This window comes from uncultured Eubacterium sp. (assembly GCF_934295145.1).
Taxonomy (GTDB): domain Bacteria; phylum Bacillota; class Clostridia; order Lachnospirales; family Lachnospiraceae; genus Eubacterium_I.
In genome coordinates this window covers 1-12,177 of sequence record NZ_CAKRAS010000074.1, presented here as the reverse complement: position 1 = coordinate 12,177, position 12,177 = coordinate 1, and the positions used below count along the sequence as shown (strand labels likewise).

At 42.6% G+C, this 12,177-nt stretch carries 7 protein-coding genes and 1 other RNA gene; 2 read left to right on the top strand and 6 right to left on the bottom strand.

Features of this window, described 5'->3' with window-relative positions; all coding sequences use genetic code 11:
• Nucleotides 1–522 precede the first annotated feature (522 nt).
• Complete coding sequence (locus Q0I54_RS11995; RefSeq protein WP_296118909.1) at nucleotides 523–1,173, top strand: trimeric intracellular cation channel family protein; 651 nt, start codon at nucleotides 523–525, stop codon at nucleotides 1,171–1,173.
• Nucleotides 1,174–1,388: 215 nt separating this feature from the next.
• Here Q0I54_RS11995 and Q0I54_RS11990 read toward each other — a convergent pair whose 3' ends face one another.
• Nucleotides 1,389–2,744: a GntP family permease gene (locus tag Q0I54_RS11990; RefSeq protein WP_296118907.1), complete on the bottom strand. Its 1,356-nt coding sequence runs from the start codon at nucleotides 2,742–2,744 to the stop codon at nucleotides 1,389–1,391.
• A 33-nt stretch (nucleotides 2,745–2,777) separates the two neighbouring features.
• Nucleotides 2,778–3,590 (bottom strand): DAPG hydrolase family protein, encoded by an 813-nt coding sequence (locus Q0I54_RS11985; RefSeq protein ID WP_296118906.1) that lies wholly within the window; start codon nucleotides 3,588–3,590, stop codon nucleotides 2,778–2,780.
• 310 nt (nucleotides 3,591–3,900) lie between these two features.
• On the opposite strand from Q0I54_RS11985, the gene Q0I54_RS11980 reads away from it, so the two are divergent.
• Complete coding sequence (locus tag Q0I54_RS11980) at nucleotides 3,901–5,439, top strand: sigma-54-dependent Fis family transcriptional regulator (protein ID WP_296118904.1); 1,539 nt, start codon at nucleotides 3,901–3,903, stop codon at nucleotides 5,437–5,439.
• Nucleotides 5,440–5,577: 138 nt separating this feature from the next.
• On the opposite strand, the gene Q0I54_RS11975 is transcribed toward Q0I54_RS11980, so the two are convergent.
• The 4 genes from Q0I54_RS11975 to Q0I54_RS11960 all read right to left on the bottom strand — a co-directional run bounded on the left by Q0I54_RS11975 (nucleotide 5,578) and on the right by Q0I54_RS11960 (nucleotide 12,073).
• The gene (locus tag Q0I54_RS11975) at nucleotides 5,578–6,393 is read right to left on the bottom strand and encodes a hypothetical protein (RefSeq protein WP_296118902.1); all 816 of its coding nucleotides are present in this window, start codon (nucleotides 6,391–6,393) and stop codon (nucleotides 5,578–5,580) included.
• A gap of 7 nt (nucleotides 6,394–6,400) precedes the next feature.
• Nucleotides 6,401–6,949 (bottom strand): DNA-binding transcriptional regulator, encoded by a 549-nt coding sequence (locus Q0I54_RS11970; RefSeq protein WP_296118901.1) that lies wholly within the window; start codon nucleotides 6,947–6,949, stop codon nucleotides 6,401–6,403.
• 222 nt (nucleotides 6,950–7,171) lie between these two features.
• Nucleotides 7,172–7,433: signal recognition particle sRNA large type (gene ffs / locus Q0I54_RS11965), an RNA gene on the bottom strand.
• A 206-nt stretch (nucleotides 7,434–7,639) separates the two neighbouring features.
• Nucleotides 7,640–12,073: an InlB B-repeat-containing protein gene (locus tag Q0I54_RS11960; RefSeq protein WP_296118900.1), complete on the bottom strand. Its 4,434-nt coding sequence runs from the start codon at nucleotides 12,071–12,073 to the stop codon at nucleotides 7,640–7,642.
• Between the last annotated feature and the right edge of the window lie 104 nt (nucleotides 12,074–12,177).

Here is a 12,177-nt window from a genome sequence, read left to right as displayed (position 1 = left end):
AATTTTTCAAAGGCTGCCATAAGACAGCTTATTAAAGTATGCCATTTGTTGGCTGTCCTCTACTTTCTTTCACAGTAAGCACCTCTTATCCCCCTGATAATCGCTTTTCTATTCTTCGTTGTGCACATGATCCCAAAAGCGATTACCTGAAATTATAATTGATTGTATCCTCATCGATGATTAACTTAACGATATCTTACCTTCTCATTGGCTTTTTTAACACTTCCAGTTTTAGATAATTTAACCATGCCAGTTTATCTCAATCTGCGTTGAGACTCCCACTGAGATAAACGCTGGCCGGAATCACGCACCAAATTTCACATGCGTTCGACTTGATTTTTTCTTCGCGTGGCAGTAGACAACCCTATAACAAGTATGCTATTTTAAATGTATTGCGCCATAGGCGCCGATTGCAGCGAAGTGTAGCACGCAGTGATTCTGAATCGCATTTTTCAACTCATGCTGACCGGAATCATACGCAAGTCTCACTGACGTTCAACTTAAATGGGGGAGGATATTAACGTGACAAGCTTAATGTCTGTATTTGAGATCATCGGCTCCATTGCATTCGCAATCTCCGGCAGTATGCTGGCCATCAAAAAAGAAATGGATCTTTTTGGTATATTGATCCTCGGAATCGTAACATCTGTGGGCGGTGGTGCCATCCGCGACATCGTCATCGGAAATACTCCGCCTGCAATGTTCCAGAATCCAAAATGTACGGTTATTTCGTCCATTACCGCCATGATTGTCTTTATCAGCTGGAAAATTTATATCAGAAAACGAAATCTCTTTTCTGAAAAAATCGCCCGCCGCACCGACATCATGTACCACAATCTTCTATTTCTATCTGACACGCTCGGACTGGCCGCCTTTACCATTCTTGGTATGGAAGCCACCATCAGTTTCCTTCACACTGATCAGTTCCTTCTGATCGCATTTGTCGGTCTGATCACCGGTGTGGGAGGTGGTATCCTGCGTGACCTGCTGGCCGGCGAAATTCCATATGTGCTTCAAAAGCATATTTACGCTACAGCATGTATTTTTGGCATCATTGGGTACTATATCCTGTATCATTTTATGCCGGAAAATGCTGCTGCATTAATTGGTTTCTGCCTGGTTCTGGTTGTTCGATACCTGGCAAAGCATTTTGAATGGAATCTGCCGCGATAAGCCAAAAATGATTTCCATGTGGTAAAAATTTATGTATTGAAAAAGAACCCACTAAAACAGATATTCTGTCCGTCTTAGTGGGTTCGCTTAAGAGGGTTTTGGTATAAAAGTTTTTATTTTTTAGAGGAGTGTAGAGTGCAGTGATTCTGAGAAGAATATGTCAGCTTTCGCTGACCAGAATCACGCACCAAGTCTCATGTACGTTCGACTTGAACTTATGCCAGTCCCGGAAATGCAATCAGTAATAAGGTTGCCACAACAGCACCTACAATTGGGAAGAATACAGATGCCAAGAACATCGGCAAATATCCTTCTTTATGCTTGATATTGCAAAGACTTAAGGCTACAACGATCATACCATTCCACGGCAGTGTCTCAAATGTGATGCAGGCTGTGGAGCAGATACGATGTACTGCGGCAGGATCAGCTGCAATTCCAAGTACACCCGGCTGTGCGATCAGACTTGCTGCAAAAATCGGAATGATAATGCTCAGTCCGGCTGGCGGTGAACTTGTCAAAGCCACCAGGATAAATACGGAAATCAATACGATCAGATACGGATGAATTGGAAGTCCCATCAGTCCATCTGCCAGATTTGTAAAGGCCGGTGTAACCGCTACAACTGCTGCCAGACCACCGATAACACTGATTTCGATCAGGGCTTTTGTCGAAGATACCGCACCCTGTCCCAGTACAGATACAATCTGCTGGCCAAGGCTTGCACCCTGCTGTGGCTCGATATTTTTACCCATAAGGATAATGCAAAGTACAATACCACCGGATAATGCGTATGCAATATTTGCACCAACGATTGTATACAGTACAAATACTAAAATCAGTGGAAGCAATGCAACAATGAAATTCGGAAGTTTTCTGTCACCTTCAAAATCAGGCACCGCTTCCATATTTCCATAATCAAAAGTCTCTCCACGGCGTACTGCGCGGATGATCATGGTAGAAATCATAAACCATGCACCAACTTCTACAATGATAAATGCAATGATTCCAGGTATCGCACCTGCAGTAGACGGTGTTCCTAAAATTGCAGATGGCAGTACATTATGTACCGTCGGAGAACCCGGGCATGCGCCGACTCCGGTTGCACAAAGGAGCATTCCCGGAATGTATTTACGCGGCAGGTTCAGTCTGCGGAACATCGTTACGATGATCGGAAATGTCGTAAACATTACGATAAAACTGTCGATACCTCCAAACTGAAACAGACAGGATACTGCAATCAGTACCGCGCAGGCCACTCTGATTTTCTTTTCTCCAGCCGCTTTGTCTACAAATGCTTTAATGAATGTATTTGCAACAGAAACAGCCGCTCCTGTTTCCGTGTATAATTTTCCTAAAATAGTCCCCAGCAGGATCAGCATAAATAATGCCGTGATAATATTACATACTCCTGCTACATATGTATTTGTGATGGATTCGGTCAGATTCAGCCCATTGAATAATGCTACTACCACAACAGAAAAAATGGATACAATGATCGTAGACCAGTTTTTCATTGTCAGGAAAAGCAGCAATACAAAGGCCAGAATAATACCAATAATGCCTATTGCCATAACGTATCTCCCTTACTCTTTTCTGAATGTTTCTTACTGGATTCCTAATTTCTCCAGGATCGGTTTGGAGTTATCTTCTTTGTATTTCCACTTATAATCTCCAATTTTCTCAACACTCAGATCATAGTATACGTTCTGTGTTGGGTCCGGATGATCTTTCCATACATCATACAGTTTCGGAAGGAATTTCGGCCACCAGGATAATTCATACTCGCCATGCTCAAAGGTATTCATATCACCTTTTTTGTGTGGAAACTCATCCGGACGGATGATTTTTTTCGTCTGCTCCAGTGTCTCTGTCGCACATACCATACGATGTACACAGCCACCTTCTACATCCTCCCACATATGTGCAAGGATCATCCATGTATGTCCATTTTCATCCATCTGTCCTTCCAGAATACAGTGCTCCAGACAGCTGTCAAATGGGAAAATATCCATATCGTAACGGTTGTAAAGAAGCATTCCGAATCCGTCACCTGCTGCTACTTCCAGATCCAGGATCTGATCCTCGGACATATTCTCAAGACTGGTGTGTTTTGAATTTGTAAAACCATACTGCCATGGCTCTCTGATCCACTGGAATCTCTTATGAGAACCCGGAGCCCAGAGAAAATAACCTTTCTCCATGTTGCACCAGAACCAATCGATCATTTCAGATGTTACTCCGGGAAGGAAATGTTCTCCTTCAATGCAGATTACCCAGTCTTTGTAGTCCGGGTTCATATTAAATTCCGGATATCCGGTCGGGCGCTCTAATCTCTCCCACTTCGGATATGGTACCTTAAACTGACCAAACGGTCTGCTTGACTGTCCGCCTGTTGCTACATACTTATCAAATTCCATAACAATGTCCTCCTTTAATCATCTTTCTTTTTTATTTTGTTTTATTGGTTTATGGTACCCTAGTAAATAGCAATAATCATGCCAGTTTTTTCATCCGTTTTTCTATATTTTTATCAAAAAATAGCCTTTTTTCTTTGTTTTTTCCATTACCTTTCACACGTTTGGTGTATTTATACACCGATTTCCGCTTTTTTCATCAAATGTGGTGTGTATACGCACCGCTTTTGCTTGTTTCAGAAACTGTTTTTCTTCATTTCCTTGCATTTCCGGCTAAAACGGTGTAAAATCACACCATACAGGAGGCTTTTAGATGATAAAAGGAACAAATTTAGAGCATATATTAAAAACTTTTCAGACATTAATCAAAACTTATCCGGATTTGCTATCTTCACCTGTCGGTTCCCAGATGCAAACCCAGATTGAACAGCTAAATTTCTTTCACTTGGAGAATATTGGCAACCAGATTAATATCGGTCTTTTCATCTGCGATACCGAAGGTACCGTCCTCTATATTAATCAGGAAAATGAAAAACTGGTGGGTTTAAAATATGAATCAGTAGTTGGGAAAAATTACAAAGAACTTTCCACTGACAACCAGATTGGCAATGTTATCATTGAATATGTACTGAAACATCAGATTCCTTACTCTTCCATTGCATACTCTTCCCTTACCGGAACACAGCTTTTGGAAACCGGTTCTCCTCTGTTTAATCAGGCGCATGAGCTGGTAGGTGTTATCGTATTGGATCAGGATATCAGTGAAACCATGGCACTGGCGGAAAATCTGCGGGACTCCGAGTCACAAATTGCTCACTATCAGAAAATGGTAAATCAAAATTCACTGATCATAGAACAGTTGAATCAGCAAAATATTATCCCACAGAAAAATTTTTCTGACTGGGCAGAAGTACACAGCCCGGCTGTCACCAAAGCCTATGCCATGGCCTTTCAGGCTGCACAGACAGATGTCACAACGTTACTTACCGGAGAAACCGGTACTGGAAAAGAAGTATTTGCCAACTATATTTTCGAGCATAGCCCCCGAAACAAAAAACCATTTATCAAAGTGAATTGTGCCGCCATTCCGGAACATCTGCTGGAAAGTGAACTTTTTGGCTACGTCAAAGGAGCATTTACCGGTGCAAATGCCAACGGAAAAGTCGGCATGTTTGAACTTGCCAATAATGGAACACTTTTTCTGGATGAAATTGGAGAACTCCCATTGGATTTTCAGGCAAAACTTCTGCGTGCTCTGCAGCAAAAAGAAATCACCCGGATTGGAGATACAAAATCTATTAAGCTTGACATCCGTATTATTGCCGCCACAAACCGAAACTTAAATGAAATGGTGCAAAATGGTACATTCCGCGGAGACTTATTTTATCGATTGTATATTTTTCCGATATCAATTCCGGCTCTGAGAGAACGTACAGAAGATATCCCTGTATTAATCCAGCATTTTCTAAGTATTTTTAATCGAAAATACAGTAAAAATATTATTTTTTCCCAGGATACCATTGACGGTCTCTGCCGTTATCAGTGGCCAGGAAATATTCGTGAACTGGAAAATCTGATTGAGCGATGGGTTGTCATCTATGAACCCTATACCACGATCCGTTGGGATATGGTTGTCGGATACTTTTCTGAATTTGCAGATGAGACGCAGCATTCTCATTTTGAAGGCCACACACTCAAAGAACTTGTCTCTGAGTATGAAAAAGAAATTCTGGAATGGGGATATCAGAAATACGGTTCCACCAGAGCTTTGGCAAAAGCACTGGGCGTTGATCATTCAACGATTGTCAGAAAGGCTCAATCTCTCAATTGTAAGCTTCAAAAAAATGTTTGATCTATTCTTTTGTATATTGGCTAAAACTTTATGTGTCAAAAAAGACATCAGGCTGTTTTGTCCCGCACGCTAACAATCGCTTTGCAGGAAAAAACAGCCTGAGTTCTTTCATTTACGTCTTTTCATATTTTACTATAATCACTTTTTAAACAGATATTTATATTTACGCATCTGCTCAAATAAAATATCCTGAACTCTGTTTTTCTCCTGTTCAGAATAACCTGGTATTTCTTCTAATAATTGTTCCACATCTTTTTTATTAAAATGAAAATACAGGTTCGTTCCGCATACTTCTTCTGAAACATCCAATTGTTCCTCAAAACTGCCGCTAATTGTTTTTGCCCGTACTTCTGAAAGTGCATCATATACGTCGGTTCCCAACGGATAATCCATACTTGTGTCAGAAAGTAATCCGGCTCCATGATCAAAAATAGGACAATATGCAAAGTCACCTTTTTGATTCATTAGCACAGCTATATTATGCATATGACGATCTTCGTTTACAAACAGTGCATCAATCGTCAGTAATTTATTTAGATAGATTCCAAAATCTTTCAATCCGGTAATGCGCTCCACCTGTGTCACCAGAAATTCAAACCGATCCTTCACAGAAGATTGGATATGCCATACAGATTCGTACAGACTTTTCTGGAAAAAATTATGAAACAAGCGCTCCAAAGTGATAATCTGCCAGTTATCGTACAAAAAATTTCTGCTTTTTACACCATTATAAAAAACATTTTTATATTTTATCTGCTCATAATCATATTGTACAAATTCATTCTTTTCCAAAGAAGATTTTTTCAGCAGATGCGATACCATATATTCGGCAAGTCCTTCATATCCGGTACAATCTGATTTGTACCAGATGCCCTCATTTTCCCATTTAAGCTGGTTTCCCTTGGAAGACTGTCTGTCGGCTTTTCGCTCATTCTGTTCAAACAATTCGATCATGCATCTGTCACCTTTCTATGCGAATCCAAAAATGATCTTCTGCCATTTTTCCTTCCGTCTTCTGAATGATCATCAGCGGATCATAAAATGGCAGATCAAGATCCTTTAAAATCAGTTTCATTTTATCGCGGCTTTTTGGGAAACAGCGGGATTCCAAAAATGCTTCATAATCCTCATAAGTTGGTTCTTTCAGATTTCCAAAAGCCTGAAACATAATATTGTCTGTATAATTTTTAATTTTTACCCGCTTTTTCAGTTCATCTACATCGATCAGCGTACATATTTCCTGCTCATGCATATACCACATACGTAAACCGTATTCCTTATCCGGGATCTGCATTTTCATAACATAATCCGGATGATCTTCTAATATTTTTAATAAAAGAACGATCGGACCGGTAATTTTATCTTCTTTTGTCTCCCATCGTTCCATGGTTGCTTTAGAAACACCTAGTAATTCCGCAAATTTCTTTTGTGTCAGCTCCAACGTTTTTCGTACTCTTTTTATATCTGAACCGGTCACATATTCCTGAATTGCAAAGTTCTTATTATTCATATGATACATCACCTCTTTTTTATTAAACCATTATTTTAATGGTTTTTCAAGCAAAAAAATACTCGTTTTAATGGTTTTTATAAAAAAATTGTATGTGTTGAAAAAGAACTCAGACATCGATTGCAAATTGCATTTTGTCCATTTCTTCCCCAAATAATTTCCTGTCAACGACAAAAAAGCCGTGTACAACAGATAATTATATCTGCTCTACACGACTTTTTTACGAGCATCCCGCTTCGAATTGCAATCCCAGACGTTACTCTTACAGCCAACTCATCCCAGGCACCCTCGCGGCACACAAGAGGTCCTACTTAGGGCTGCTCCATTCCTGACCTGACCCGGTTCATAAGTTCCTGTTGCGCGAGACCCAAAAATCTACGCCGCTTATAAAAGGCAGCTCTACAATTGACAACCCTCTGCGGGATATCACCCCAACTATAGCGGATTGATGGTACAAGGTACCGCTACCACCCCGGCTGCTCGAGTTTTAAGTATATCATTAGGTGTTGGCAACTGTCAACAGATTTTCGATAATAGTGACTGTGAAATTGTCTATTATGACACCCCAACGAATTCATTTCTTTATCTTGTTTGTCCATCTGAATCACCTCATTATTTCTATATGCAAAATGAGCGGTGGCGGATATGCTTCCGTCACCGCCCATACGGGTGTGTATTTGCTACTTGGTTTTATTTTGCGGAAGATTTTCTTCTCTTTCTGAATACTATTGTTCCCGCAATTCCAGCCCCCGATACAAAGAGCAATGCAATCCAAAGTGCCAAATTGCTGTTATCTCCGGTTTTAGAAGAAACGATGTTTGTAGGTTCGGTAGGCTCCGTAGGTGTTACAGGATCAGTCGGTTTGGCAGAATCCGTAGGTGTTACAGGCTCAGTCGGCTCGGTTGCTTCTGTAGTTGCCTTAATTGTAAAGGTTGCCGTTGCAGTACCGTTTTGAGATACTATACCTAATGTATGGGTACCAACTGCCAATGTTTGAAAATAGCTTGCCTTAAGAGTAACAATCGTACTACCGCTTACTGCTATGTAGTTCGATTCATCTACTGTAGCTCCGTCTACCTCTACACGGATAAAATCATCAAAAGCAGCATTGGAGGTAAAGGAGATATCTTTATTTTCTCCCTGCATAACTGTTGCATTATTTCCGGCAATAATGATCGGAGCCAACTTTTCTTCTATGGTGTCGGATTTTTCAATTTCTTTTGTACCTGTCTCATCGCTGAAATACTTATCACAATTATCACAGTACCAATATTCGATATTGCCAACTTCGGCAGCGGTTGCTGCCTTTGCCTCATGATGTACAAGGTCGTGTCCTATTGCCGGTATGGTTTCACTGTCCTTCACGGCATCGCATTTACTGCAATGGATAGACTTGCTTCCGGCTGCTTTACAGGTCGCTTCCTTGTCGATCGTATAATCGCTTTCCCAGCTATGACCGTTGGGATTGACATCTTTCGTTTCAGAATATGCGCAAACACTACAGGTGCGCTTCTTGCTTCCCTTGTCGGTACAATTCGGAGATATTACTTCTTCCCAGTCGCCGAAGCTATGTCCCAGCTTTTCGGTTGTCTTATGTGTAGTGCTAAGGATTTTTCCGCAACCAGAACACTTAACAACCTCATCATAGAAACCGCCCTCTGTGCAGGTTGCTGCTACTTCATTTTCGATAACTGCATCGGCAGGAGTATGATGACCTGCTGCCGGGATTTCCTGGTAGGTGCTGTAATCGCAGTTCTTGCAGGTATCGTATGCTTCCCAACCGTTTGCGGTACAGGTTGCCGCTTTTGCCTCATGATGTACAAGATCATGTCCATTGGCAGGGATTTTGTAGTTACAGATTGTGCAATTGGCTGGCTCTGTGCAAGTAGGTTTTGCCGTATTACCGGTATGATCGCAGAGCGTCCACTTTGCTGTAAGAGTGAGATTTTCAGTAATCGACTGAGTGAAATTATATTCAGTTTTGCCATTGTACCAGCCGTTAAAAATATATCCGGTCTTAGTGGGATCGGCAGGCCTTATTACTATGCCATTATTCTCTATATCTTGAGGGTCTACTCCTGTTCCGCCGTCAGAATCAAATGTCACGGTGTAAGTGGTATCCGATCCCGGCTCAAGTGTTACCACAGCATTTGCCATAGCAGAGCTGTTTCCATTTTCGTCCTTTGCAAACAGGTAAACAATCTCTCCTGATTCATTTCGCACCGTTTCCGTAATCGGATTGTCATCTTCATCCCGCTTCGGCTTCCCGGTTTCTTCATCGATTACATATTGTTGTAATGTCAGTTGAAGCTGTCCGGTATAGGAGAATTTACCATTTTTATCAGCTGTTGCCGCTTGGGTTTGATTGTAATCATTCAAATAAACAGTTGCATATGGCTCTGTCAGACCAGTGATCGTATAGTCACCGGTATTACTGTCCGCATACACTACCATTTCGTCAATGCTGATCATAGGTGCAGTATCGTCTTTTTCCACCAGCAGATATTTGGTTGTAGTGTCACTGTATCCACCATGATCCACTGTTGCGACGATTTGAAACATGACTGAACCGACGATTTCTTCATTGTCTATTTCAACATAGTCCCCAGGCTGAGCAGTATATTTGGCATTCGTATCCATCCTTATGACAGTATAAGTGACATTTTCTGTATCCTCGCAAGATGGCGTCAAATACCATTTATGATTGTCACCGCCACTTGTGACGCAGGTGAATACGCCGTTTTCCTCAGTCACAGTACGGTCAACAAAGCCGGAAGAATTACCACTTCCTGACAGTGTTTGTAGCTTTATGCTGAAATTCAAAGGATTGTATTTTGGCAGTTCTGATGGAGCCGAAAGCTTTTCTTCACTATAAACCTGCGAATTCGCAATCTTGCCGCCGACCTCGTCCGTCAGGTATTTGTATGCCTGTACGCCGATTTTGTAGGTTTTGTCCGCATCAAGACCTGCCGAGCTGTTCATCTTATTCCCATTTTCATCGATGTCAACTCCACCTACTGTGAGTGCCATATCCAGGGTAAACAGATTCGAGTCTTTGTCATAGGCGATGCCAGCGATCTTGCCTTCTTTAATATCCTCCGCATCATAGGAATAGCCCTTGCCGGTATCAACGAAGTTATTGCCGTCCTTCTGATAAATCGTTACACGATAACCGTCAGCTCTTTCCACCTCACTCCAGGAGGCGTTCATGATCTCATTGCCCACCGGCTTGATTGTTACGGAAGTTGGGGTGGCAGGCTGTACCGTATTCGTATAGGAAACTTTGTCAAGTGCTACCGTGTCAACAGGAAGAAGAACTTCCTCCGTTGTCGTCTTGCCGTCTTCGTCCTCAACCTGAAGCTTGGTCTTGTTCAGCAAGCTTGCCGTAACATAATAATCGCCTGTTGGGAGCATAGTGCCACGGTTTGGAATCTTAACGGAAATATTATCGGGATTACTTACATCTTCATAACCCATGATGTATTCCGTTGCACCCTTTTTGCTGCCCAAATAAGTCGCAAGGACATATTCTGTACCAGCAGTGGCATTCTCCACCTTGCCGCTTACTGTATTATTGCTCAGGCTCACACTCAGGCTGTCAAACGACTGGGAAGCGTTCAGGCTTGCGTCAAAGTCCGAAAGCGTGCTTGTCACTGTCCAGCTATCGTTAGCCTGTGCCTTATCGCCCAAGCCGATTAGCACACAATCCCTGCCATCGCCGTTTTGGGTAACATAAGCAGTCATCTTAGATTCATTGGTGATTTCATCCTTGTCGTTATATGTTGGGAAGGTCAAAGTAACAGCTGTGTCGTCCTTTGATACGCTCAGGCTTTTTGCAAACTCGTCAATATCCGTGTTCGCATCAGTCGGAGTAACCATCATCAGAATGCCAGCGTCTTCGGGAATTGACTGACCCGACTCTGCCGTCAATGTTACCGTCTTACTGTAGCTGCCTCCACTTTGCAAAGTAACACGATTCTCAGCACTTTCTTGGGCGACAACAGTGTCCAACTCCTCCGTGCTGATGTTCATCACGGCAAGCGCACCCCCTTCTTCATTGTAGGATGCACTGTAGCCACTTGGTTTGTGTTCGTCCCAATTCCACTCCGGCAGGCTTTTCAAAATCTTCGTGGTATGCCCGACCTCGTTATCAGGGAAGATATACCATACACGATAGTGTGAACCCAGGAAAGAACCATCTTTCTTCACGCCACCGTAAATCTTGAAATTTTTAAATGCAGAACTTACTGCACTGTCAAAGCCCTGTCCCTTAACATTCATGACGGTATTTGCCCCGAGGAAGAAATCCAGGTTCGTTCCCGCCAGCTTCATGCCGCCAATGATGGGCCAACCATCCGGTGCATGCAGGCTGCCATACACATTTCCGTTCATATCAGCTACCACATAAATCTTGGTCGGAGTCTTATAGCTGTCCAGGCCGCTGAAAACGCTGGCGTTGAGCTCACCGCCCGCCCGAATAATCTTTGACGACTGTGGGACGCTCATATGTACGCTGACTCCGCCGGAGGCACTCAGCCCTGTGTAATTCGTTCCTTTATGGTTGCGTGTCTCGCCCTGCACGCCCTCGTAAATTGTATATGAGTCGATCAGGTTCAGATTCTTCAGAAACTTGATGTTCACATCCTCCGCCACCATCTTGAAGTACGCAGGACCAAAGGTATAGGTTGCCGTCGCCTCGATTGTATTCAGCACATCTCCTCGACCGGTGATGGAGAGGTTAATGGGAGGAATGGCGAAAAAGTCTCCATTAAAGGAATCGGCAAGACCGTCAAATCCGCCGCCCGCTCCCGAAATATGCGCAACGATGACCGGAGAAACCAATGGGATTTTTGCCGCACTGGAGCCAACGAAGAAATACAGCTTGTTGGGCATCAGAGTGCCGGTCTTATTGAATCTCTTCAGTTCAAGCTCCGACTCTGCTTCGAACAGGTCAAAAACATTCAGTTCCATCTCAAAATGGTAGTAATTATTGAAGGTGTTGATCTCGCCCTTTAGCTTCGCCATTTCCAGACCGAGCATCTCTGCAGTGTCAATACTGCCGGTGGCTTGGATACCGTTGATTTTAAAATCCTCGCCTTTCAGTCCGTATCCAAGTTCTTTCATGTCAAATTCTGTGCCCTTGAAGAGTGAAGTCGAGTAGACTTACACCTCACAATGTAAGCCCCTCACAGAACCGTACGTGCGGCTTTCCCGCATACGGCTCTTCA